Origin of the sequence: Propioniciclava sp. (assembly GCF_047602245.1) — a bacterium.
Classification (GTDB): domain Bacteria; phylum Actinomycetota; class Actinomycetes; order Propionibacteriales; family Propionibacteriaceae; genus Propioniciclava.
The window spans coordinates 2,722,620-2,745,960 of sequence record NZ_JASGHT010000001.1 but is presented as its reverse complement, the minus strand read 5'-3'; the positions used below and the strand labels follow the sequence as shown (position 1 = coordinate 2,745,960).

Here is a 23,341-nt window from a genome sequence, read left to right as displayed (position 1 = left end):
GACAACGACGGACACCCCGCCGGCACTGCCCGCAGCCCCGCCGCGGTAGGCCCCACCCCACACGTCTGCGAATTTTTCACGTATCTCTTGTGACTCTATCTCACTGATTGCTACAGTCCGTCGTAGACGCCAGCCAACGCGGGCTGGACGACCGGCTCCGGCCTGGCCGTCGGCTCGCCCGAGGAACGCGCCACCGCCATCCCGCTGACCAAAGGAGGCCAGATTTATGCAACGCGACATGATCAAACGGGAGCTGATCCAGTTCGACCTGGAGACCGCGGACCAGCACGACTTCTTCGACCACGCCGTCGACGAACTCCTTCGCCTGGGTTATGTCAAGGAGTCGTTCCGTGAGGCGATCAAGGCGCGCGAGGCACGGTTCCCCACCGCCCTGCCGCTGCAGCCCGAGGCCGTGGCCATCCCGCATTCGGATCCCGAGCACCTGAACGAGCCGTTCATCCTGGCCGCCCGCCTCGCCGCGCCGGTGACCTGGAACGAGATGGGCCGCAACGAGGCCGAGCATCCCGTCCGGCTCATCTTCATGCTCGGGTTCACCCGGTCCGACGGGCACGTCAAGCTGCTGCAGGTGCTGCTGCAGAACCTGCAGGACGCCGAATTCATGAAGGCACTCTCCGACGCCACCACGGCCCAGGAGTATTTCGACATCGTCCACGCCATGCGTGGGTTCGAAGAATAAACAAGAACAATCGAAAGGAAACAACAATGGCTGCCAAGGTTATCGTCGCGTGCGGAAGCGGAGTCGCTACGTCCCAGACCGTCGCGAGCAAGGTCAACCGCATGCTCAAGGAGGCCAAGATCGAGGCCGAGGTCGAGGCCGTCGACCTGAAGTCGGTTGACCGCCATCTCTCCGGCGCCGCCGCCTACATCACCATCGTGCGTGAGGGCAAGGAGCGCGAGATCCCGATGATCAACGGGATCGCTTTCCTCACCGGCATGGGCCAGGACGCCGAGTTCGCCAAGCTCGTGGACGCCATCAAGGCGTTCAACGCCAAGCAGCGGTAGTCGCTCACTTCCCATCGGACGGACAACTAACCATGGAAATTCTCCAGAATTCTATTGACTTCCTCCTGTCACTGGGTGCGGCGATCTTCGTCCCGATCATCATCATCATCGCGGGCCTCATCGTCCGGATGAAGGTCAAGGACGCGATTTCTTCCGGCATCACGCTGGGCGTGGCGTTCTCGGGCATGACGATGCTGATCAGCTACATGAGCGAGGCCATCACCCCGGCCGCGCAGAGCATGGTCGAGACGATCGGCGTGAACCTGCCGATCACCGACGGCGGCTGGACCACCATGTCGACGATCTCCTGGTCGTGGCCGTGGGCGTTCCTGATGTTCCCGCTGGTCATCGGCATCAACGTGCTGCTGATCATCCTCAAGCAGACCAACACGTTCAACGCGGACCTGTGGAACGTCTGGGGCAAGATCTTCACCGCGGTCGCGGTGTACTACATCACCAACAGCGTCGCCTTCGCGTTCGTGATCGCCGGAATCCAGGCCATCTTCGAGCTGAAGAGCGCCGACTTCCACCAGCATCGCATCGAGAAGATGACCGGCATCCCGGGCGTGACCGTCACCCACAAGATGGTCTTCCTGGCCGCGCCGATGTACCCGGTCGACTGGCTGCTGCGCAAGATCCCGGCCCTGAACAAGTCGTTCAACGCCGCCGACCTGCGCGACCGGATCGGCATCTTCGCCGAGAACCACATTCTCGGCTTCATCCTCGGCATCGTGTTCGGCCTGCTGGCCCGCTTCGACGTGGCACAGACCCTCACCCTCGCCATCCAGGCGGCGACCGCGCTCACCCTGTTCCCGGTCATCTCCAAGTACTTCATGCAGGCGCTGGAGCCGATCTCGGCGGCCGTCTCCGACTTCATGCGCAAGCGCTTCGGCGATCGTCAGCTGTTCGTCGGCCTCGACTGGCCGTTCCTGGGCGGCTCGAACGAGATCTGGCTGGCCGTGATCTGGACCGTCCCGGTCACCCTGCTGTTCTCATTCATCCTGCCGGGCAACGGGATCCTTCCGTTCGCTGGCATCATCAACATCGCCATCGCGGTTCCGGCCTACTTCGCGTGCCGTGGCAACATCATCCGCATGCTGATCACCTGCACGGTGTTCGTCCCGGTGTTCCTCTACGTCGGCACGGCCTTCGCCCCGTTCATGACGGAACTGGCCAACTCGACCCAGGCGGTCACCCTCAACCCCGGCCAGCTGATCTCCAATTCGAGCATCGACGGACCGGTCTTCACCTACGCCTTCTCGCACTTCATGAAGGTCACCGAAGGCAACTGGCTGCCGCTGGCGATCATGATCGTGTGGATCGTCTGCTTCGTGTTCTACGCGCGCAGCCTGGTCAAGGAACAGCGTGAGGACGCCGCCGCGCTCGTCACCGCCGCCGCCGAGTAATCCACCCCACCAACGGAAGAGAGTCATCGAACCATGTTGGAAACTCTGAAGAAGGACGTCTGCGTCATCGCCAAGCGTGCCCAGCACGACGGCCTGTGCAAGCACAAGTCCGGCAACTTCAGCGCGCGCGATCCCGAGACCGGTCTCATCGCGGTGACACCGACCGGCCTGGACCGCGACGAGATGAGCCCGCGCGACATCGTCGTGATGGACCTGGACGCGAACGTGCTGGAGAACGAATCCGGCCTGCGGCCGACCAGCGAGGTGCTGATGCACATCGCGCTGTACACGTCGCGTCCGGAGATCAGGGCGATCGCGCACACGCACTCGCCCTATGCCACCGCGTTCGCCGTGCTGAACAAGCCGATCCCGGCCATCGTGTACGAGGTCGCCAACCTCGGACTCACCAAGGCCCGCGTCCCGGTCGCGCCGTACGCCCGTCCTGGCACCCCGGGTCTGGCGGTCAGCGTGTCGCAGGCCGCGGCCGAAGCCGACTGCATCCTGCTGGAGAAGCACGGCGCGGTCGCGGTCGACTCCCGGGACATCTACGAGGCGTTCCTCAAGGCGGCCTACATCGAGGAGTTGGCGGAGTTGTACCACCACTCCCTGACCGCCAACGCCGGCGCGGAGCCGGATTCGTTCCCGCAGGAGGAACTGCAGCGGTGGGCCTACCCGGCCGAGATCAAGTTCCCGAATCGCTGAGCGAAGGAGAGTCCTGATGCGTGTCTTCCTCATCCGTCACGGCCGGCAGAGCGATGCCCGGTGCAACGTCGATGTCGGCCTGGCCGAGGAGGGCAGGCAGCAGGCAGCCCTGACCGGGCATCGGATGAGCGACTGGGGGATCCGCAGGATCATCTCCAGCGATCTCATCCGCGCCCGGCAGACCGCCGAGATCATGAACGAGCATCTCGGCGTCCCCCACCAGATCGTCCCGGAGCTGCGCGAGATCAGCTTCGGCGAGATGGAGGGCCTCACCGACGCCGAGATCGCCGTCCGGTTCGCCGGTTTCAAGCGCCGCCAGGACGCCCTGGATCTCGACCTGCGCTATCCCGGCGGTGAGAACGCGGCCGACCTGCTGCAGCGGGTCGTCCCGGCGGTGAAGGCGATCGTCGAGGCGGGCGAGGGTCCCGTCGCGATCGCCACCCACGGCGGGGTGATCCGGACGCTCGTCTCCTACGTGACCCAGGCCCCGCTCGCCCGCTGGCGCCTGGTGGGCACCAGCCTGGAGAACGGCAGCATCACCGAGCTGGCCTGGAAACCCGGCGCGGGCACGTTCAGCCTGGAACGATTCAATGACCACGCACACCTCGAGGCGTACCCCGCACTGCTGCGGGCCGCCTGGGGCGTCGACGAGAACTGAGCATCACAAGCTTTCGAATGGAGAACAACGTGAAGAAGATCATGAACAGCGCCGACGAGTTCGTGCGCGAAACCATGGAGGGGATCGTCGCCGCGTACGGCGACAAGGTGAAACTCCTCAACGACGACTTCCGCGTCCTCGTGTCGAACTATCCGGCCCGCGAGGGCAAGGTCGGCATCGTGACCGCCGGCGGCTCGGGCCACCTGCCGCTGTTCCTGGGCTACGTCGGCCAGGGCCTGCTGGACGGCTGTGCGGTCGGCGAGGTGTTCGCCTCCCCCGCCGCCGAGAAGATGACCGACATGATCCGCGCCTGCGACCGCGGCGCCGGCGTCCTGTGCCTGTACGGCAACTACAACGGCGACAAGTTCAACTTCGCGATGGCCTGCGAAGAGGTCGAATTCGACGACATCGAGACCCGGCAGGTGCTCGGACGCGACGACGTCGCCAGCTCGCCGAAGGAGAACGCCGACAAGCGCCGCGGCGTCGCGGGCCTGATCTTCGGCTTCAAGATCGCCGGCGCCGCCGCCGACAAGGGGATGAACCTCGACGAGGTCACCGCGATCACGCAGCGCGCGCTCGACAACACCCGCTCGATGGGCGTGGCCATGTCGCCGTGCATCGTTCCGCGCGTCGGCAAGCCGACCTTCTCGATCGAGGACGGCCAGATCGAGGTCGGCATGGGCATCCACGGCGAGGCCGGCATCGAGGTGCGCCCGATGATGACCGCCGACGAGATCGCCGAGGTGATCCTCACCACCATCACTGCCGACATGCCGCTGGCGGCCGGCGACGAGGTGTCGGTGATGATCAACGGCCTGGGCGCCACCCCGCTGGAGGAGCAGCTCATCGTCTACCGCGCGGTGAACGCGATCCTGTCCGATCAGGGCGTCACCGTGGTGATGCCGCACATCGGCGAGTTCGCCACCTCGATGGAGATGGCCGGTGCGTCCATCACGGTGTTCAAGCTGGACGCCGAGCTGAAGGAGCTGCTGCTGGCCCCGGCCAGCACGCCCTTCTACACCAACGCGAACAAGTAGGAGGGATCGATGTTCTCACGCACCACGCTCGCCGGAGCCGTCGCGAGCATCAGCACGCTGATGACGCAGAACCGCGACTATCTGGTTCAGCTCGACCAGGTCAACGGCGACGGCGATCTGGGCATCTCGATGGACGACGGCTTCCGCGCCCTGTCCGCCTCGCTCGAGGCGTCCACCGAGGACGATCTCGGCCAGCTGCTGCGGGCATCGGCGAAGGTGTTCAACCAGTCCGCGCCGTCCTCGCTGGGCACCATCATCAGCTTCGCCCTGATGGGGATGGCCAAGGCGCTGCGCGGCAAGACCGAGGCCGAGTTCGCCGAAATCGCCCAAGCCCTGCTGGAGGGCGTCCACAACATCATGGTCAAGGCCGAGTCGAAGCCGGGTGAGAAGACCATCCTCGACGCGCTGGTTCCCGGTGCCGAGGCGCTCCTCGCCCATGTCGGCCTGGCACCGGCCGAGGCCGCGAAGCTGGCCGCGGACGCCGCCGCCGAGGGCTCGGAGGCGACCAAGCAGATGGTGGCCGTGCACGGGCGCGCCGCCTATTCCGCGGCACGTAGCGTCGGCATCCTCGACGGAGGATCGGTCGTCGGACGCCTCATCTTCGAGGGCATCGCCGACTACCTGAACGCCTGAGAAGGAGCACCATCATGGCGACCACGCACACCGTCACCACCCCGCGCGATCTCGCGATGGCCCAGACCTACGTTGCCTATCGCAACGAGGTGCTGTGGCCGACCCGCAAGCTCCAGCGGGTACTGATGGCCGCGTGCGTGGTCGCCGCCGGCTTCGTCTTCACCCCCGGCACGCTGCGCTACGCGCTCTGGGCCGTGGCTGGCCTGATCCTGGTCTGGACCTTCCTCGGCGATCAGGTCACCGCACGGGTGCGCGCGGCCCGCGCCCGGGGCGGCGACCTCAGCTACGCGTTCTCAACCCAGGGGTTCCGGGACGCCACCTCCGCCGGGGGCTGGCACGACTACGGCCAGATCGTCGCGCTCTACTCCACCGACGCGCACTGGGTGCTGCGGCTGCGCATCGGTGCGGTGGCGATCCTGGCCCGTGACGGCGTCGACGGCGGCGCGATGACGCCGGCCGGATTCGAGCAGTTCCTCACCACCAAGACGAAGCTACGCCCCGAACCGCTGAAGAAGTCGGTCTCGGCCAAGGTCAAGCAGACCCAGGAGGCCCGCCGCGGCTACCTGGAGGAGAACCCGGGCCTGATCGCCCGCACCCTCCGCCAGCGCGCACCCCGCACACCGGACGCCCAGGACTCCTGAGCCCGGTGAGGCGGGGCCAGTACTTCTCCACCTGCGCCTCCAGCCAGGCGAGGTCGCGGTCGTTGGTGATCACCACATCGGCGGCCGCGAGGCGGTCGGCGCGGGTCGCCTGGGCGTTGATCCTCGCGTCCGCCTCCTCGGCGGTGAAGCCGTTGCGGGCCATCAGCCGGCTGCGCTGAAGCTCGACGGGGGCGTCCACCACCACGATCAGGTCGAAGGGGTCGAGGCGTCCGCTCTCGACCAGCAGCGGGATCACCTCGACCACCACCGCGCCGGGGTCGGACGCCAGCGCGGCGGCCCCGCGTGCGGCGGCCAGTTCGCGCACGCGCGGGTGGACGATCGCATTGAGGTCGGCGCGCGCGTCGGCGTCCGCGAAGACGATCGACGCCAACCGCGGGCGGTCGAGGCGTCCGTCGGCGCCGATCACCGCCTCACCGAACCGTGCCCGGATCGCCTCCAGGCCGGGGGTGCCCGGCTCCACGACCTCGCGGGCCAGCACGTCGGCGTCCACGATCACCGCCCCGCGTGCGCGCAGCAGTTCCGCCACCGCGCTCTTGCCGGACGCGATGCCGCCCGTCAGCCCGATCACCGTCACGGCCTTCAGCCTAACCGCCCCCACCGTGATGACCGCCGATGCCGCACCTGGGCATCGTGGGAAAAACGTACTGCCCATTCCGGTGCACGAGCTCAGAACATCAGTGCGACTGAGCTTCCAGGCGGCGCCCGGTGATTGAGCAGCACGATTCGGTCATCTGGTGCCCGAACGAGCTCACAGTCTGCCCACAGGTACCGACCACCTCCGGCACAGGTGGGTCCGCGAGCCTGAGGTCGTTCCCGACGCGACGGAAGGCAGCAGGCGTGAGAAGCCCTATGTCAAGCCGCCTCGGTTTTTGGGGTGAGGTAGGGCTGGAGTGCGCGGTGTTTGGCGGGGTTGTAGGGGGCGTGGTCTTGCCAGCAGTGCCAGATGATGTGCAGCCATGCTCTGGCGAGGATGCGGACGGCGTGGGGGTGGTCGCATCCGCGGTCTCTGGCTCGCTGGTAGAGGTGCGCGGCCCAGGGGTTGGTTTTGACGGTGTCGGCGGCGAAGTCGGTGACGGCGTCGCGGAGTTGCTTGTCGCAGGACCATCGGAAGCCGACGATGTGGGAGCGCCCGGACTGTCTGGTCGAGGGTGCGGCTCCGGCGAGGCAGGTCAGCGACTCGGGGGTGGGGAATCTGGCTCGGCAGTCACCGATCTCGGCGAGCAGGCGGGCGGCGCGGACGCGGCCCGCGCGGGGCAGGCTGGTGAAGATGTGCGCATCGGCGTGGGCGTCCAGCTGCCGGTCGATCTCCTCGGCGAGAGCTTTGATCTGGTCGGTGAGGGTGCGCAGCACGGCGACGTAGCCGGCGGTGATGGGCGCGTGGGTGGTGCCGTGGGCGCCGGTGGCTCCTCGGGGCGCGTCCAGGATGCGCTGGTGCAGCACGGTCGGGCTGACTTTCCCGGAGTAGCCCTGGGCCGCCAGCCAGTGGCCGAGGCGTTTCGGGGAGAGCCAGTCGACCTTGTCTTGGGTGTCGAATCGTTCCAGGAACGTGAGGCTGATCTGCGAGTCGATGTCCTTGAACAGGCCGACCGCGGCGGGCAGTGCGCCCCGCAGGTGCGCGCGGAGCTGGTTCGCGGCGGTGACGCGCTGGTTCACCAGGTCTTTGCGGGCCCGAACGAGGTGACGCAACGCGACCGTGGGATCGGTATCGGGAATCAGCGGCCGCAGCCGTGCCCGGTCGGTGCGAAGCGTGTCGGCGAGAACGTAGGCGTCGAACCTATCGTCCTTGTTGCCTGCCGAACCGTATCGGCCACGGAGGTTCTTGACCTGGTTCGGGGAGATCACCACGACGGTGACGCCCGCGGCCAGCAGCGTGTCGACGACCGGCCCATCGGGGCGTTCGATCGCGACCTCGGCGGCGCCATGACGAGCCAGGAACCCGGTCAGCTCCCGCAGTCCCTGGGCCGTGTGTTCCACGATGGTGCGGGCGATCTCACGTCCACGGCCGTCGACGATGCTCACGGCGTGGTCGTCACGAGCCCAGTCCAGGCCCGCCGTCACATCACGGGGCGGAACGTCCGGCAGAGCCGTGGTTTGCGGGTGTTCGGGTTGTTCGGTGTTCGGTGTGTTGGCAGACTTCATGTCAGCCTCCTCGCTGCTAGTCCCAGTGGGGAGGCACCCTCGTCTCTGGGTGCCGCAGGTGCCGGGACGTGTCTGCCGGTTCGCTCACTGACAGGCGCTCGCCCCCACGCTCGGGTTTGGCGCTCAGCCCTATCGACGGTCCACACGTCCCGGACAACCACCAGACCTCGCGGATCTCACGCTGGACGTCCGAAGCGTCAAGCGAGCAGGGCGATGACCTGGCGGCACCCGGGGTGCATCGACGCTCCATCCGGGAACGCCGACACAAGGAAGGTAGTCCAGTGAGCGACAGCACTGGCGGGACGGTCCCTGAGGCGGACGATGCCGAGACCAGACGAAGCCGACCCCGCCCACGGCGCGGACGCCTGCGCGGGCTGATCCCGGCGAGCCGCCGACGCCGCATCCTCATCGCCGCCGTCGCGGTGCTCGCCGTCACCGCCCTCGGGGTGTGGTTCGTGTTCGGACGCCCGCAGGCCGCACCCACCGCGACCAAGCAGACCCTCACCCTCAGCGCGACCACGCTGAAGCAGACCGTGACGGCGTCCGGAACCCTCGAACCCGAGCGGCGCGCCGACCTCACCCTGCCCGCGGGCACCGTCACCTCGGTGCTGGTCGCCGCCGGCGACGAGGTCACTGCGGGCGAGACACTCGCCACCATCGACCCGGCGGCGCTGACGATCGCGGTCTCCTCGGCATCGGCCGATCTCACCGCGGCGCGGGAGACCCTGGCCGCGCTGCGCGCCGACGCATCGGCCAGCACGGCGTCGGTCAACGCGGCGTCCGCCACCGTGCAGGTGACGCAGAACGCGCTCACCCAGGCCAAGGCGAACCTGGCGTCCGCCACGCTGACCGCACCCTTCGACGGGGTCGTCGCCGAGGTCAACATCGCGGTCGGCGACTCGACGGGGTCGTCGTCCGGGTCGTCGGGCGGCGGCGCCGCGGCCTCGGGCGGGGGCTCCCAGAACGCGATGGGCACCGGACAAGATGCGTCATCGGGGTCGTCGGCGTCAGTGGTGCTGATCAGCAAGGGGGCGTTCACCGTGTCCACTTCGGTCTCCAGCGGCGATGTCGCCTCGGTGAAGAAGGGGCTGCAGGCGGTGATCACGCCGTCCGGGTCGGCGACGACGGTCTACGGCACCGTCGCCTCGGTCGGGGTGATCGCGTCCTCGTCCACCTCCGGATCGTCCACCTTCCCGGTGACCCTCGACGTCACCGGCACGCACGACGAGCTGCGGGCGGGGTCGAGCGTCAGCGTCGAGATCGTCACCAAGCAGCTCACCGACGTGATCGCCGTGCCCACCCAGGCTCTGTCGTCGTCGAACGCCGCCACGACCGTCACCAGGCTGGCCGACGGCCAGGAGGTCGCTACCGCGGTGACCACCGGTGACGTCGTCGGGAGCCAGACCGTGATCACCGACGGGCTCGCCGAGGGCGACCAGATCGTCATGTCCGGGTTCCGGGTCGGCCAGGGCAGCGGCGCTGCGCAGTCCGGGCAGGGCATGAACGGTTTCCCGGGCGGCGGCGGCTTCCCCGCCGGAGGATTCCCCGAGGGCATGCAGCCGCCCGGCGGCGGCCAGGGCGGCGGCGGCCAGGGACGGGGGAACCGATGAGCGGACGCCCGGTCGTCCTGCTGGAGGACGTCACCAAGACCTACACCCAGGGCACCCTCGCCGTGCAGGCCCTGCGCGGGATCAGCATGGCAGTCGGCACCGGCGAATACGTCGCGATCATGGGACCGTCCGGGTCGGGCAAGTCGACGCTGATGAACATTCTCGGCTGCCTCGACGTGCTCAGCACCGGCCGGTATGTGCTCGACGGCGAGGACGTCGCCGATCTCGATGAGGACGCCCTGGCCGAGATCCGCAACACCCGGATCGGGTTCGTTTTCCAGCAGTTCCACCTGCTGCCGGCGCTGCCAGCGTGGCGCAACGTCGAACTGCCGCTGTTCTACGCCGGGGTGCCCGCGGCCGAGCGCAAGCAGCGGGCGCTCGAGGCGCTCGCCCGCGTCGGGCTGGCCGAGCGGGTCGATCATCGTCCCGGCGAACTGTCCGGCGGGCAGCAACAGCGCGTCGCCGTCGCCCGAGCCCTCGTCTCGAACCCGGCGCTCATCCTCGCCGACGAGCCGACCGGCAACCTCGACTCGGCGTCCACCGCCGACGTCCTCGGCCTGATCGACGAAGTGCACGCCGCCGGGCGGACGATCATCCTGATCACGCACGAGGCCGAGGTGGCCGACCGCGCCGAACGCGTCCTGCACGTGCGCGACGGACGCCTGACCGGCGCGATGGGCGTCCGGTGAAGGCGCGCCAGACCCTGCAGGTCGCGCTCGAGGCGGTCCGGCTCAACCGGCTGCGCTCGATCCTGACCGTGCTCGGCATCACCATCGGCATCGCGTCGGTCACCCTCACCGTCGGGCTCGGGCTGGGCGCGCAACAGAAGGTCCGCGACCAGATCAGCGCGCTCGGCAGCAACCTGCTCATCGTGTCGCCGGGCAGCGCCACCACCGGCGGCGTCCGGGGCGGATTCGGCACCGCGACCACGCTGACCAGGGCGGACGCCGAAGCACTGGCCTCCGATGAGGTCGCACCGAGCATCGCGGGCGTCGCCCCGGTGACGAGCACGAGCTCGTCGCTGGCGGCCGGCACCACCACCTGGACCTCGCAGGTGTACGCGGTCACCCCCGCCTGGCAGGAGGTGCGCGCCCGCACCCTGGCCGCGGGACGCTTCCTCACCGACGCCGACATCGCCGGCCGCGCCCGCAGCATCGTGCTGGGGGCGTCCACCGCCCAGGAACTGTTCTCCGGCGGCACACCGCTCAACCAGACCGTGGTGATCAACGACGTGTCGTTCACCGTGGTGGGCGTGCTGGACGCCGCGGGCGGCACCTCGTCGTCGGCCAGCGAGGACGACCTGGTCCTGATGCCGTGGACGACCGCCGCCACCACGCTCGGCACGTCTGCCACCACGGTGTCGACGATCTACCTGCAGGCCTCGGACGCCGCCCACCTGTCGGCGGCCTACCAGCAGGCGACCGCCACCCTGAAGGCGCGGCACCAGATCACCGCCGACGGCACGGCCGACTTCTCGGTGACCACCCAGGAATCGATCGTCGAAGCAGCCACCTCGACCGACCGGACTCTCACCATCCTGCTCGGCGGCATCGCCGCGATCTCGCTACTGGTCGGCGGCATCGGCGTGATGAACATCATGCTGGTCAGCGTCTCGGAGCGGATCCGCGAGATCGGCCTGCGCAAGGCCCTCGGCGCCAAGCCGCGGGCGATCCGCAACCAGTTCCTCACCGAAGCCGCCGTGCTCGGCCTCGCCGGGGGCGTGCTCGGCCTCGGCATCGCCGGGCTCGGCGCGCTCACCCTGCCCGCGCTCATCGACCAGCCCGTGACGCTGGTCTGGTGGGCGATCGCTGGATCGCTCGTCGTCGCGGTCGGGGTGGGTGTCGTCGCCGGCGTCTACCCGGCCGGGCGCGCCGCGCGGCTGGCGCCCATCGACGCGCTGCGACGCGAGTGATCTCCCCTGAACCCAGCCTGAACCTCACACGACAAGGACGATCATGACTCCCTACCGCCCCGCTCTGGCCACCGCATGCCTGGGCGTCCTGCTGCTGTCGGCGTGCTCGGCCGCGCCCGCGGCGTCCCCGTCGGCCGCACCGGCCACCCCGGCCGCTCAGGGGCAGCGCCCGCAGCAGGCCCGGATGAACGGCACCTACGGGCTGATCGCCGACCTCAGCGGGTCGACCTTGCAGGTGCAAGGTTCCTCGGGCCAGACCGCGGTGACCTACACCGGCGCCACGACCTTCACCGAGCAGAAGGCCGGGACGGTCGCCGACCTGGTGGTGGGCAGCTGCGTGATGGTCCGCGGCGAGGCGCCTGCGGGCAGCTCCGACGGCGGGTCGGGATCGGCAGGCACGCCCGAAGGCGGCGCGGGCGACGGCGGAGCCGGGACGCCGGGAGCGGCGGCACCCGGGATGCCCGCCTCCGTGGAGGCGACGTCGATCACCGTTACACCGGCCGAGGACGGCCAATGCTCGGGCATGGGCGAGTTCGGCGGGCAAAGGCCCCAGGGCGGCATGCCTTCGGGTGAACCACCGGCGGGCATGGCGCCGGGCGCGATGCCCTCGGGAGCGCCGTCGGGCCAGGGCGGCGACCGTCCGGACGGCGCTCCCGGGGGCGGCCGCGGCGACGGGACGCGCCCTTCTGGCGCGCCCAGCGGATTCCCGGGCGGGAGCATGGTGAGGGGGATCGTCGAGTCCACCGGCGACGGCACCCTCACCCTGAAGGCGAGCCGTCCGGGGTCGGAGGAGACTCAGACGACGACCGTGACCTATCCAGCTTCGGTCGCGGTGACGACCACCGCGGACGCCACCGCGTCCGCCCTCGCGGTGGGCCGATGCGCCTCCGCCAGCGGTAAACCCGACGACACCGGCGCGGTCGCCGCGACCGCGATCCGGGTGAGCGACGCCGTCGACGGCGCCTGCACCCTGGGCTGACCCCGCCCCACACCGACCACCCTGACCACGATCCCGATTGCGAGGCGAACGCGATGAAGACGACGAAGCCCGGCCGTTCCGGCGGCCCCGCACCTTCGTCCCGGCCTGGGCGCACGGCCCGGCGCCGGCGCGTCCTGATCGCCAGCGTGGCCGCGCTCGCACTGCTCGGAGGCGGCGGGCTCGCCGTCGCCCAGGCGGGCGCCGCGGCGTCCGCGCAACGATTCGTCACCACCGTCGCGACCACCGGCAGTGTGGAGCAGACCCTCACCGGCACCGGGACCGTGAACCCGGTGACGTCGGCGCAGGTGTCCTTCCCGGCCTCGGCGAGGGTGACCGGCGTCTTCGCCCAGGTCGGCGACCAGGTCACCGCCGGACAGGAACTCGCCACGATCGACACCACCGCGCTCCAGGACGCCGTGGACGAGAAGACCCTCGCGCTCGCCCAGGCGGCACTCGCGCTCGACCAGGCCGAGGACGCCGAGGCGAGTGCATCGCCGGAGTCCGGCTCGGCCTCCTCCGGCGGCCAACCGGCCGGCGCTGGCGGGACGCCTGCATCCGGTCCGACCACGTCCGATCTGACCGCCGTCACCGGCGATCTGGCCGCCGCGCAGAAGCAGGTCGACGACACCTGGACCTCATTCCTCGCCTCCCTCGCCCACGCCACCTCGGTGTGCTCGGCCGTCGACCCCACCGCATCCCCCGCGCCGAGCTCCCCGGTCACCCCGACGCCGAGTTCCTCCGTCACGCCCTCGGCGAGCCCCTCCGCCGCGGCGACGCCGAGCCCGGTCGCCGAGCCGACGGTGACGCCCGCGGCCACCCCGACGCCCTCCGCCACCCCGGCGACCGCTCCGAGTGCCGCCTCCAGCACCACCGCCTCGCCGGCACCCGGCACGAGCCCGGCACCACCGGCGACCGGTCTCAAGGTGACCGCGTCGGGACCGGCCGCATGCATCAGCGCCCTCGAAGGGACCGGATCGGCCGAGGCGGCGATGACGACCGCCAAGGCCGCGCTCACCCGGGCGATCGACGCGCTCGTGTCTCTGGCCACCGACGCCGTGAACCATCAGACGGCGGAGGCCGGCGGCTCGCCGTCCAACACCCACGCATCGGGTTCCACCACCCCATCGGCGCCTGACCGGTCTTCGTCCGGAATCTCCTCGTCCGGGTCGGCCGCGGGCGGCTCCTCGCCGACCGTCGCGCAAGCCGAGGCGGCGGTCGAGTCCGCCCAACTCGACCTCAGCAACGCCCAGCGCGCGCTCGACGCCGCCACCCTGGTCGCGCCGCTCACCGGAACGCTGACCGAACTGCCGTGGTCACCGGGTGACACAGCGACCGCCAACCAGACGGCGACGGTCGCCGCCGGAGAAGCCGTGCGGTTCACCATCGACTTCGCCGAAGGATCGATCGCAACCGTCAAACCCGGTCAGTCCGCCATCGTCACCTCGACCACCGGGACCGAGTCCGCGGGCGTGGTCAGCGCGATCGGCCTGCTGCCGTCGAGTTCCTCGGGCTCCGCGGTGACCTATCCCGTCACGATCGCCGTCCAGCAGACCGGCCACGGCCTCACCGAGGGCACCACCGCGAGCGCGGTCGTCACCGTCGGCTCGGCCGAGGACGCCGTCCTCGTGCCGGTTTCCGCCCTCACCTTGACCGGACCGTCCGAGGCAACGGTGACGGTCCTCGGCACCGGCAACAGCACCTCGACCGCACAGGTGAGTCTCGGCGTCCGCGGCGCCACGCACGCCGAGGTGACCGAGGGCCTCAGCGCGGGCACGACGATCGTGCTCGCCGATACCACACAGTCCATCCCGGCCGGGACGTCATCGATCCGCATCCGCGGCGGAAGTTCGCTGACCGGAGGCTCCGGCGGCGTCCCGGGCGGCGGCCTCGGCGGGCCTCCGCGATAGAAAGCGACAGGGGGACCGGCTCAGACGCGCGGGCGGGTGAAGACCCACTCGGGGTCGGTGAGCATCCGGGCCCCGGAAAGCCCGGCGACCATGGCGACCACCACCAGCACGGTCGAGACACCCGACTCGATGGCGGACAAGATGTCGGCTTGGTCGAAGTAGATCAGGGTGCGCAGGGCCGAGGATCCCGGGATGGTCACCAGCAGGGTCGGCACGGTCATGATGATCTTCGTCATCTTGAACCAGCCCGCCACCACCGCGCAGGCCAGGCCCATGATCACGCAGGCGACGAAGGTGGCCACGTGCGGCTTCACCCCGTACTCCAACATGAGCAGGCGGGGAACATTGCCGACGATGGCGACCATGCCGGACGCCGCGGCGGTGCCGAGCGGGGCGTTGAACATGGTGGCCCAGCCGAACACGGCGAGGAAGCTCGCGCCGATCAGCGCCGCCCACACGACCGCCGGATGCCCCTCCAGCGGGGCCACCGGGTCGGGCGAGATCCCCGAGACGGACGCCACCACCCACACGCCGATGGCGATCGCCAGCACCACCATCGCCGCGTACGCCAGACGGGGAATCCCGGCATCCAGGTCGAGCCGGGTGAGGTCGAGCCCGGCCGTCACCAGCGGAAACCCGGGGATCAAGAAGATCGATGCGCACACGAAGCCGGCCGCGAACCGCTCGCTCGGCCCGCCGGCCACCGCGGCCAGCACCTGGGCAAAGGCCACGTACAACCCGGAGGCGACCGCCGCCGAGGTGACCACCACCGCGAGGAAGTTGAACTGTTTGCGGGTCAGGAACCGCTGCAGGGTGTAGCCGAGGGCGGACGCCGGCAGCACCGCGAGCACCTCACGCCATCCACCGTTGGACAACACGGCGACGGACGCGCAGGCGAGCGCGACCAGCGGAATCAACAGCCAGCCGCCGTAGCGCGGCCCCTTGCGCTCGATCACGTCGAGCTTCTCGGCGACCGCGGCCGCCGTCGCCCGCTGCGGCAGCGCATGGATGAACTCGTGCAGCAGCGAGATGCGCTCGGCGTCCACGCGCGGGCGCACCTCGCGCACCTGAGTACGGAAGATGCCGCGGCGCCCGACCGTGAGCACGACCTGGGTGAAGGTGACCTGCGCGTCGATCTGCTGGATGCCGACCGTGCGCCCGACCGCGCTCATCACCTCACGCACCCGCAGCGCGCTGGTGCCCGCGCCGAGCATCATCGTCCCGGCCTGGAGGACGACGTGCGAGCGCCGGATCAGGTGGGTGGGCTCCAACTGATCCTCGGACTCATGCTCGTTGATGACGCTCTGGCCGTCCCTCGCGCGCCCACCGTCCACCTCGCGGTCGTGTTCGCGGTCGGGTTCGCCGGCATCCTCGTGCGAACCGGGATCACCAGGAAGGTCGCGTGCATCATCCACAGACGATCACGCTAGTTCGCCGGTACGGGGCACGGCCGGTACCACCCTGCCGGCGAGACGAGCCGGACGAGCGGCGACGGTGTGGCACGGCGTCCCGGGACGGCCGGCGGCGAGGCGTCCGGAACGCATCAGCGCCCCCGGCCGCAAGACCGGAGGCGCTGATGATTAGGCGATGAAGATCAGCCCGCGGAACGACCCGTGAGCTTCTCGCGCAGGGCCTGCAGGGCCTCATCAGACGCCAGCGAACCCTCGTCGGCGACCTCGGCGGCACCCGCGGAGTAGGACGCCGTGGTGGCGGCCTCCACGGCGGCCTGGGACTCGGCGGCCTCGGCCTCCTCGACCTGCTTCTTGTGAGCCAGCCAACGGGCCTGAGCCTCGGCGTACTGCTGCTCCCAGGCGCGCTGCTGCTCCTCGTAGCCGGGCTTCCACTCCTGGGTCTCCGGATCGAAGCCCTCGGGGTAGATGTAGTTGCCCTGGTCGTCGTAGGAGGCGGTCATGCCGTACAGCGACGGATCGAAGTCGTCCGCGGCGACGTCGACACCCTCGTTGGCCTGCTTCAGCGACAGCGAGATGCGGCGGCGCTCCAGATCGATGTCGATGATCTTGACCATGACCTCGTCGTTGACGCTGACGACCTGCTCGGGGATCTCGACGTGGCGCTCGGCCAGCTCGGAGACGTGCACCAGGCCCTCGATGCCCTCGCCCACGCGGACGAACGCACCGAACGGAACCAGCTTGGTGACCTTGCCGGGCACGATGTGACCGATCTGGTGGGTGCGGGCGAAGGTCTGCCAGGGATCTTCCTGGGTCGCCTTCAGCGACAGCGAGACGCGCTCGCGGTCCATGTCGACGTCCAGCACCTCGACGGTGACCTCCTGGCCGACCTCGACGACCTCGGAGGGGTGGTCGATGTGCTTCCAGGACAGCTCGGAGACGTGCACGAGGCCGTCCACACCGCCGAGGTCGACGAACGCACCGAAGTTGACGATGCTGGAGACGACACCCTTGCGGATCTGGCCCTTGGAGAGCTGGTTGAGGAACGTGTGGCGCACCTCGGACTGGGTCTGCTCCAGCCACGCGCGGCGCGACAGGACGACGTTGTTGCGGTTCTTGTCCAGCTCGATGATCTTCGCCTCGAGCTCCTGGCCCACGTAGGGCTGCAGGTCGCGGACGCGGCGCATCTCCACCAGCGAGGCAGGCAGGAAGCCGCGCAGGCCGATGTCGACGATCAGGCCGCCCTTGACGACCTCGATGACGCGGCCGGTGACGACGCCGTCCTCCTCCTTGACCTTCTCGATCGTGCCCCAGGCGCGCTCGTACTGAGCCCGCTTCTTGGACAGGATCAGGCGTCCCTCCTTGTCCTCCTTCTGCTGAACGAGGGCCTCGATCTCATCGCCGACGCTGACGACCTCGAACGGGTCGACATCGTGCTTGATGGAGAGTTCCTTGGAGGGGATGACACCTTCGGTCTTGTAACCGATGTCGAGCAGGACCTCGTCCCGGTCGACCTTGACGACGGTGCCGGAAACGATGTCACCGTCGTTGAAGTACTTGATAGTGGCGTCGACGGCCAGGGCAAACTCCTCGACGGAGGAGAAATCATCGACGGCGACCTGAGCGGCCTCAGGAGTGGAGGTCATGTAGTAGGGCTCCGATTGCTGGATATCTTGGGTTGGTACCGGTGGGATCCTGCGCGCCCACCCCACTACGTCCGGAGGTGGACAGATCACACCGACTCACCACCTTACGTCCAGGCCCTTACTTTCCGCAAAGCCCGCACGCCCAGCGCACGCCGAAAGGCGCCCCCGGAAACGAATCCGGGGGCGCCTTCGCGGTGATCAGGCGTTCGCGCCGACCAGCGGGCCGTTGCCCTCATCGCGGATGCGGCCGTAGTAGGCGTCCTCGTCGAGGATGCCGTTGCGCTTGGCGACGATGGTCGGCACCAGCGACTGGCCGGCCACGTTGGTGGCGGTGCGGGCCATGTCGAGGATCGGATCGATGGCCAGCAGCAGGCCGACACCCTCCAGCGGCAGGCCGAGCGTCGACAGCGTCAGCGTGAGCATGACGGTCGCGCCGGTGAGGCCGGCGGTGGCGGCCGAGCCGACGACGGCGACGAACGCGATCAGCAGGTAGTGCTGCAGGGTGAGGTCGATGCCGAACAGCTGGGCGACGGTGATCGCGGCCAGGGCCGGGTAGATCGCCGCGCAGCCGTCCATCTTCGTGGTCGCCCCCAGCGGCACGGCGAACGAGGCGTAGCTCTGCGGGACGCCGAGGCTGATCGTGTTGCGCTGGGTCACCGGCAGCGTGCCCACCGAACTGCGGGTGACGAAGGCCAGCGTGATCGACTCCCAGGCGCCGGAGAACCAACGTCCGACCGAGAGGCCATGCAGCTTCAGCAGCAGCGGGTACAGGCCGAACAGCACCAGCGCGCAGCCGAGGTAGACGTCGAGGGCGAACACGCCGAGCGGGCCGACCAGATCCCAGCCGTAGGTGGCCACCGCGCGGCCGATCAGGGCGGCCGAGCCGTAGGGTGCGAGCAGGATGATCCACCAGACCAGCTTCTGGAACACCGCCAGCACCGACTCGGTGATCGCGATGAACGGCTTGGCCTTGTCGCCGACCGCGAGCGCGGCGGCGCCCAGCGCGATGCCGAGCACGACGAGCTGCAGCACGTTGAAGTTGACGCTGGAGGCGACGCTCACCGCGCCGCTGGCGGCCTCGGTCGCCTTGCTGGAGACCTCCAAGCCGAGGAAGTTGACCGGAACGAGCGACTTCAGGAAGTCGAGCCAGGTGCCCTGGGTCGCGACCGCCTTTGCCCCTTCGGTGCCGATGGACGCCGACGCGCCGGGATTGGTCAGGACGCCGAGGCCGATGCCGATGAGCACCGACACCAGCGCGGTGATCGCGAACCAGATCAGGGTCTGGATCGCCAGCCGGGCCGCGTTGGCCACATGCCTCAACTGGGTGATGGAGACGATGAGCGCGGTCAGCACCAGCGGCACGACGATGACGCGCAGCAGCTGCACGAAGATCGTGCCGACCGTGCTGAGGGTGGTGGTGAGCCATTCGAGGCCGAAGCTGCGGGCGACCCAGCCGAGCAGGACGCCGACGGCGAGACCGAGGAGCACTTGGGCCCAGAACGGGATGGACTTCTTACGGGGAGCCGCGGCGGGAGCCGAAGCGGACATGTTGATGCCTTTCACGATGAAAGCCAGGGGATGAGCGCGCGAGCGCGAGCCGGAGATCCGGCGGAGGGCGTCAGGCCCAGGGAGCGGAGGGCGTCCGCGATCCGGCACGGGAACGGATCATGGACCGGGGCGTCAGCCCCGACAGCTACAGGTACCGCGCAGGCACAGGTCGACGGTCAGTCGACGCCAAAAGCCCGGCATGCGGCACCTCCTCAGGTAAGAGAACCCGGCCATTTTAGCCCGTATCGTGTGGGGAAAATAGCTGGGGATCATGCTTCGGGATAGGCTCACGGCCACTCATGTCCTACACTGCGTAGTAGCACATCGCGCGGACGCTCTCCCCCGATGGCCACCCACGGAGATACCGGGCGCGCCGAGAGAGCGGAGCGGCTAGCGTGGAGTAGCCCGAACCGAGGAGAGAAACACATGAGCGGCACCGCCGAAGTTGACCCCACCGCGACCCTGTCGCCGAGCAAGCTCGACCTGCTGGCCGGCTGGCTGCCCCAGCAGTCCTGGTTCGACGGCGATCCCACCGACCTGGAACGCGTCGCGTTCTTCCGTTTCGCCGATCCGGACGACGAGGTCGGCCTCGACTGCATGATCGTGCGCTCGCTGTCCACCGTGTACCACGTCCCGGTCAGCTGGCGCGCCGAGCCCCTCGATGAGGGCGACCTGATCGGCACGCTGGAGCACAGCGCACTGGGCACCCGCTACTGCTACGACGCGACCACCGACCCGGTGTATGTCGCCGAACTGGTGCGCATCATCCGTGAGGGCGACACCGCCGCCGAGATCGTTCCCGTCGGCAGCGATGAGCCCCTCCCGGTCACCATCGCCGTCGCCGGCACCGGCGTCGTCCCCGGCGTGGACGTCCGCGGCCACCTCCGCTTGATCCGCATCCTCGACGAGGAGCACGAAGACACCCATGCCGCCCGCGGCCTGCTGCTCGGCACCTGGACCTACGACGGCACCGAGCGCGAGGACGTGCTCGCCGTCCTGCGCTGATCACACCCAGCACCAAAGGGGGCGGACGCCGGGGGCGTCCGTCCCCTTTTCGCTGCCAGGAATCAGTGCGCGGCGTCGTACCAGGTGCGGCCGACACCGACGCTGACCTCCAGCGGCACGGCCAGGTCGACCGCGTGACCCATCCGTTCGCGGACGAGCGCCTCCAAGGCGTCCGCCTCGCCGGGGGCCACCTCGAACACGAGTTCGTCGTGCACCTGCAGCAGCATCCGTGAGGCCAGCCCGGCCTGGGCGATCCCCCCCTCGACGTCGAGCATGGCGACCTTGATGATGTCGGCCGCGCTGCCCTGGATGGGCGCGTTCAGCGCCATCCGCTCGGCCATCTCGCGGCGCTGCCGGTTGGAGGAGGTCAGGTCGGGAAGGTAGCGGCGACGCCCCAAGATGGTCTCGGTGAAGCCGGTGCGGCGGGCGTCGTCGACGACCCCGGTCAGGTAGTCGCGCACGTGACCGAAACGCTCGAAGTACTCCTCCATCAGTCCCTTCGCCTCGATGGTGGAGATCTTCAGCTGCCCCGACAGCCCGAACGCCGACAACCCATAGGCCAGGCCGTAGTTCATCGCCTTGATCTTGGCCCGCATCGCGCCGGTGACCAGCTCAGGCTCGACGCCGAAGACGCGCGAGGCGGTCACGGTGTGGAAGTCCTCCCCCGAGGTGAACGCCTCGATCAGGCCGGCGTCCTCAGAGGCGTGCGCCATGATCCGCATCTCGATCTGGCTGTAGTCGGCCGTCATCAGCGACTCGTAGCCGTCGCCGACCACGAACGCGGCGCGGATACGGCGTCCGGCCTCGGTGCGGATCGGGATGTTCTGCAGGTTCGGGTCGGTGGAGCTGAGGCGTCCGGTGGCCGCGATGGTCTGGCCGTAGGTGGTGTGCACGCGGCCGTCGTCGGCGATCGACTTCTGCAGGCCCTCGACGGTCTGGCGCAGCCGGATCTGGTCGCGGTGGCGCAGCAGCGCCGCCAGGAACGGGTGCTCGGTCTTGGCGTAGAGCCCTTCGAGGGCGTCCGCGTCGGTGGTGTAGCCGGTGCGGGTGCGCCGCGTCTTGGGCATGCCCAACTCGTCGAACAGGGCGACCTGCAACTGCTTGGGCGAGCCGAGGTTGATCGGCTTGCCGAGTGCGTCGTAGGCGTCGGTTTCGGCCCGGCGCACCTCACCGTCGAACTCCGACCACAGCGAATCCAGTTCGCCGGCGTCCAGCGCGATGCCGGTGCGTTCCATCACCGCCAGGGTGCGCTGCAGGGGCAGTTCGACCTCCTCCAGCAGCGACGAACCACCGGCGGCGGCCAGTTCGGCGTCCAGCGCCCCGGCCAGTTCGGCGATCGCGAGTGCGCGCACCATGGCGTCCTGGCCCAGATCGGGATCGGCGAAGTCGAGCGCCAGTTGGGCATCCGGCGCCCCGGACGCCGACGCGGAGGCCAGTTCGCGGCGCAGATGGCGCACCGCCAGGTCGCCCAGGTCGTAGGTGCGCTGGTCGGGGCGCAGCAGGTAGGCGGCCAGTTTCGTGTCGGAGGCCAGCCCCGCGAGATCCCAGCCGCGCGACCAGAGCGCGTGCAGCGGACCCTTGGCATCGTGCATCGCCTTGCGCCGCTCGGGATCGGCCAACCAGGCGGCCAGCGCGGCATCGTCGCCAGGGCTCAACTCGGCCGTGTCGACGTAGGCCGCGGTGCCGTCCAGCGAGGCGAACGCGAGCCCGGTGAGGTCGCCCTGGCCGGCCTTCCACGAGCCGATCGGCTCGACGCCGGTGAGACCGTGGGCGTGGCTAGCCAGCCATTCCCCCAGCGCGCCGGGCGCCAGCACCTCGCCGGCCACCCGGAACCCGCTCTCGGGCTCGGCATCCTCGGCGGGCAGCGCCTCCAGCAGCCGTTCGCGCAACACCCGGAACTCGAGCGCGTCGAACAGAGTGTGCACGGCCTCGCGGTCCCAGTCGCGACGCTCCAGATCGCCCAGGCCGACCGGCAGGTCGAGGGTGCGCACCAGCGCGTTCAAGCGGCGATTGCGGCGAACCTCTTCGATGTGCACGCGCAGCGACTCCCCCGCCTTGCCGCGCACCGATGCGGCGTGCTCCAGCAGGTTGTCGAGCCCTTCGTACTCGGCCAGCCATTTCGCCGCCGTCTTCGGCCCGACGCCGGGCACGCCGGGCAGATTGTCGGAGGTCTCGCCGACCAGCGCGGCCAGCTCAGGGTAGCGCGCGGGCGCGACCAGGTATTTCTCCTCGACCGTCTCGGGCGTCATCCGCGCCAGGTCACTGACGCCCTTGCGTGGGTAGAGCACGGTGGTCGACGGCTCGACCAGCTGCAGAGCATCCCGGTCACCGGTGCAGATCAGCGTCTGCCAGCCCGCGTCGCGCGCCTGCAGCGACAGCGTCGCGATGATGTCGTCGGCCTCGTAGCCGTCCGCCTCGACGTGGACGATGTTGAGGGCGTCCAGCACCTCTTTGACCAGCGCCACCTGGCCCTTGAACTCCTCCGGCGAGGTGGACCGGTTCGCCTTGTACTCCGGGTACGACTCGGTGCGGAAGGTCTGGCGGCTCACGTCGAACGCCACCGCGACATGCGTGGGCTGCTCGTCGCGCAGCACATTGATCAGCATCGAGGTGAACCCGTAGACCGCGTTCGTGTGCTGACCCGTGCTCGTGGCGAAGTTGTCGACCGGCAGCGCGAAGAACGCGCGATAGGCCACCGAATGGCCGTCGATCAGCAGCAGACGAGGGGTCTCGGACGCCGCGGGCGTAGGTGTCGTGCTCACCCAGGTCACCCTACCGGCCGTCCCCGACAGAAACTCGCGCCCCCGATCACCCACTGTGCGGCTTCGGCCCTGTCCGCGGGCGCCTTCGCCGCCAGTCTCGGCACCCCGCCATCTCGAAGCCAACCCCGCCAGCTCGACCGCTGGCTGACCGATGACGTCACCGTGAGGGTGCCGGAACCCCTGAGCACACACCGCGCGCTGACCAAAACGTGCTGCTCAATTCCTGCAGGGCGTCAGGAACATCAGTCCGACTGTTGTTTTTCTGGTCATGCCCGGATTGAGCAGTACGTTTTACCCCGACCA

Annotated in this window: 20 protein-coding genes; 14 read left to right on the top strand and 6 right to left on the bottom strand. The window is 69.3% G+C overall.

Features of this window, described 5'->3' with window-relative positions:
- Nucleotides 1-238: 238 nt before the first annotated feature.
- Genes QM708_RS12990 through QM708_RS12955 form a run of 8 tightly spaced genes read left to right on the top strand, consistent with a single transcriptional unit; the run spans nucleotide 239 to nucleotide 6,100 of the window.
- The gene (locus QM708_RS12990) at nucleotides 239-697 is read left to right on the top strand and encodes a PTS sugar transporter subunit IIA (protein ID WP_415109231.1); all 459 of its coding nucleotides are present in this window, start codon (nucleotides 239-241) and stop codon (nucleotides 695-697) included.
- A 26-nt stretch (nucleotides 698-723) separates the two neighbouring features.
- Entirely contained in the window at nucleotides 724-1,023 is a 300-nt protein-coding gene (locus QM708_RS12985) for a PTS sugar transporter subunit IIB (RefSeq protein WP_415109228.1), read from the top strand.
- 32 nt (nucleotides 1,024-1,055) lie between these two features.
- Nucleotides 1,056-2,429 carry a PTS galactitol transporter subunit IIC gene (locus QM708_RS12980; RefSeq protein ID WP_415109225.1) on the top strand — a complete coding sequence of 458 codons (1,374 nt, stop codon included), beginning with the start codon at nucleotides 1,056-1,058 and terminating at the stop codon, nucleotides 2,427-2,429.
- Nucleotides 2,430-2,462: 33 nt separating this feature from the next.
- On the top strand, nucleotides 2,463-3,131 hold the full coding sequence (locus QM708_RS12975) for a class II aldolase/adducin family protein (protein ID WP_415109222.1): 669 nt from the start codon (nucleotides 2,463-2,465) through the stop codon (nucleotides 3,129-3,131).
- 16 nt (nucleotides 3,132-3,147) lie between these two features.
- Entirely contained in the window at nucleotides 3,148-3,789 is a 642-nt protein-coding gene (locus tag QM708_RS12970; RefSeq protein ID WP_415109219.1) for a histidine phosphatase family protein, read from the top strand.
- Between the two features lie 29 nt (nucleotides 3,790-3,818).
- Nucleotides 3,819-4,826: a dihydroxyacetone kinase subunit DhaK gene (locus QM708_RS12965; RefSeq protein ID WP_415109216.1), complete on the top strand. Its 1,008-nt coding sequence runs from the start codon at nucleotides 3,819-3,821 to the stop codon at nucleotides 4,824-4,826.
- A 9-nt stretch (nucleotides 4,827-4,835) separates the two neighbouring features.
- Nucleotides 4,836-5,459: a dihydroxyacetone kinase subunit L gene (locus QM708_RS12960; protein WP_415109213.1), complete on the top strand. Its 624-nt coding sequence runs from the start codon at nucleotides 4,836-4,838 to the stop codon at nucleotides 5,457-5,459.
- A gap of 14 nt (nucleotides 5,460-5,473) precedes the next feature.
- Nucleotides 5,474-6,100: a hypothetical protein gene (locus QM708_RS12955; protein WP_415109210.1), complete on the top strand. Its 627-nt coding sequence runs from the start codon at nucleotides 5,474-5,476 to the stop codon at nucleotides 6,098-6,100.
- Here the strand turns inward: QM708_RS12955 and coaE are convergent.
- Both coaE and QM708_RS12945 read right to left on the bottom strand, forming a co-directional pair.
- Complete coding sequence (gene coaE / locus QM708_RS12950) at nucleotides 5,991-6,695, bottom strand: dephospho-CoA kinase (protein WP_415109207.1); 705 nt, start codon at nucleotides 6,693-6,695, stop codon at nucleotides 5,991-5,993. The two genes, QM708_RS12955 and coaE, sit on opposite strands and share 110 nt — an antisense overlap.
- Nucleotides 6,696-6,973: 278 nt before the next feature.
- On the bottom strand, nucleotides 6,974-8,260 hold the full coding sequence (locus QM708_RS12945; protein WP_415107680.1) for an IS110 family transposase: 1,287 nt from the start codon (nucleotides 8,258-8,260) through the stop codon (nucleotides 6,974-6,976).
- 281 nt (nucleotides 8,261-8,541) lie between these two features.
- Here QM708_RS12945 and QM708_RS12940 point away from each other — a divergent pair, with 281 nt between their 5' ends.
- Genes QM708_RS12940 through QM708_RS12920 form a run of 5 tightly spaced genes read left to right on the top strand, consistent with a single transcriptional unit; the run spans nucleotide 8,542 to nucleotide 14,668 of the window.
- Entirely contained in the window at nucleotides 8,542-9,870 is a 1,329-nt protein-coding gene (locus QM708_RS12940; protein ID WP_415109204.1) for an efflux RND transporter periplasmic adaptor subunit, read from the top strand.
- Nucleotides 9,867-10,559: an ABC transporter ATP-binding protein gene (locus tag QM708_RS12935; protein WP_415109201.1), complete on the top strand. Its 693-nt coding sequence runs from the start codon at nucleotides 9,867-9,869 to the stop codon at nucleotides 10,557-10,559. The genes QM708_RS12940 and QM708_RS12935 overlap by 4 nt, the downstream gene beginning before the upstream one ends.
- Nucleotides 10,556-11,782, top strand: a complete 1,227-nt coding sequence (locus tag QM708_RS12930) for an ABC transporter permease (protein WP_415109198.1) — start codon at nucleotides 10,556-10,558, stop codon at nucleotides 11,780-11,782. Before QM708_RS12935 ends, QM708_RS12930 begins: the two co-directional genes overlap by 4 nt.
- 43 nt (nucleotides 11,783-11,825) lie before the next feature.
- Nucleotides 11,826-12,761 (top strand): DUF5666 domain-containing protein, encoded by a 936-nt coding sequence (locus QM708_RS12925; RefSeq protein WP_415109195.1) that lies wholly within the window; start codon nucleotides 11,826-11,828, stop codon nucleotides 12,759-12,761.
- Nucleotides 12,762-12,814: 53 nt separating this feature from the next.
- On the top strand, nucleotides 12,815-14,668 hold the full coding sequence (locus QM708_RS12920; RefSeq protein ID WP_415109192.1) for a biotin/lipoyl-binding protein: 1,854 nt from the start codon (nucleotides 12,815-12,817) through the stop codon (nucleotides 14,666-14,668).
- 20 nt (nucleotides 14,669-14,688) lie between these two features.
- On the opposite strand, the gene QM708_RS12915 is transcribed toward QM708_RS12920, so the two are convergent.
- The 3 genes from QM708_RS12915 to QM708_RS12905 form a co-directional block, all read right to left on the bottom strand.
- Nucleotides 14,689-16,083: a threonine/serine ThrE exporter family protein gene (locus QM708_RS12915; protein WP_415109189.1), complete on the bottom strand. Its 1,395-nt coding sequence runs from the start codon at nucleotides 16,081-16,083 to the stop codon at nucleotides 14,689-14,691.
- A 179-nt stretch (nucleotides 16,084-16,262) separates the two neighbouring features.
- Nucleotides 16,263-17,723 (bottom strand): 30S ribosomal protein S1, encoded by a 1,461-nt coding sequence (rpsA, locus tag QM708_RS12910; RefSeq protein WP_415109186.1) that lies wholly within the window; start codon nucleotides 17,721-17,723, stop codon nucleotides 16,263-16,265.
- A gap of 198 nt (nucleotides 17,724-17,921) precedes the next feature.
- On the bottom strand, nucleotides 17,922-19,271 hold the full coding sequence (locus QM708_RS12905; RefSeq protein ID WP_415109184.1) for a dicarboxylate/amino acid:cation symporter: 1,350 nt from the start codon (nucleotides 19,269-19,271) through the stop codon (nucleotides 17,922-17,924).
- Between the two features lie 426 nt (nucleotides 19,272-19,697).
- Between QM708_RS12905 and QM708_RS12900 the strand changes: the two genes are divergently transcribed.
- Nucleotides 19,698-20,276 carry a maltokinase N-terminal cap-like domain-containing protein gene (locus QM708_RS12900; protein ID WP_415109181.1) on the top strand — a complete coding sequence of 193 codons (579 nt, stop codon included), beginning with the start codon at nucleotides 19,698-19,700 and terminating at the stop codon, nucleotides 20,274-20,276.
- A gap of 62 nt (nucleotides 20,277-20,338) precedes the next feature.
- Here the strand turns inward: QM708_RS12900 and polA are convergent, their stop codons facing one another.
- Nucleotides 20,339-23,038 carry a DNA polymerase I gene (gene polA / locus QM708_RS12895; protein ID WP_415109178.1) on the bottom strand — a complete coding sequence of 900 codons (2,700 nt, stop codon included), beginning with the start codon at nucleotides 23,036-23,038 and terminating at the stop codon, nucleotides 20,339-20,341.
- Between the last annotated feature and the right edge of the window lie 303 nt (nucleotides 23,039-23,341).

Excerpts from the sequence above, each read along its gene's own strand:
- QM708_RS12935 (WP_415109201.1), top strand. The coding sequence starts at position 9,867 with ATGAGCGGACGCCCGGTCGTCCTGCTGGAGGACGTCACCAAGACCTAC.
- QM708_RS12955 (WP_415109210.1), top strand. The coding sequence starts at position 5,474 with ATGGCGACCACGCACACCGTCACCACCCCGCGCGATCTCGCGATGGCC.
- QM708_RS12925 (WP_415109195.1), top strand. The coding sequence starts at position 11,826 with ATGACTCCCTACCGCCCCGCTCTGGCCACCGCATGCCTGGGCGTCCTG.
- QM708_RS12970 (WP_415109219.1), top strand. The coding sequence starts at position 3,148 with ATGCGTGTCTTCCTCATCCGTCACGGCCGGCAGAGCGATGCCCGGTGC.
- QM708_RS12900 (WP_415109181.1), top strand. The coding sequence starts at position 19,698 with ATGAGCGGCACCGCCGAAGTTGACCCCACCGCGACCCTGTCGCCGAGC.
- QM708_RS12990 (WP_415109231.1), top strand. The coding sequence starts at position 239 with ATGATCAAACGGGAGCTGATCCAGTTCGACCTGGAGACCGCGGACCAG.
- rpsA (WP_415109186.1), bottom strand. The coding sequence starts at position 17,723 with ATGACCTCCACTCCTGAGGCCGCTCAGGTCGCCGTCGATGATTTCTCC.
- QM708_RS12975 (WP_415109222.1), top strand. The coding sequence starts at position 2,463 with ATGTTGGAAACTCTGAAGAAGGACGTCTGCGTCATCGCCAAGCGTGCC.
- QM708_RS12920 (WP_415109192.1), top strand. The coding sequence starts at position 12,815 with ATGAAGACGACGAAGCCCGGCCGTTCCGGCGGCCCCGCACCTTCGTCC.
- QM708_RS12960 (WP_415109213.1), top strand. The coding sequence starts at position 4,836 with ATGTTCTCACGCACCACGCTCGCCGGAGCCGTCGCGAGCATCAGCACG.
- QM708_RS12980 (WP_415109225.1), top strand. The coding sequence starts at position 1,056 with ATGGAAATTCTCCAGAATTCTATTGACTTCCTCCTGTCACTGGGTGCG.
- QM708_RS12985 (WP_415109228.1), top strand. The coding sequence starts at position 724 with ATGGCTGCCAAGGTTATCGTCGCGTGCGGAAGCGGAGTCGCTACGTCC.
- QM708_RS12945 (WP_415107680.1), bottom strand. The coding sequence starts at position 8,260 with ATGAAGTCTGCCAACACACCGAACACCGAACAACCCGAACACCCGCAA.
- QM708_RS12905 (WP_415109184.1), bottom strand. The coding sequence starts at position 19,271 with ATGTCCGCTTCGGCTCCCGCCGCGGCTCCCCGTAAGAAGTCCATCCCG.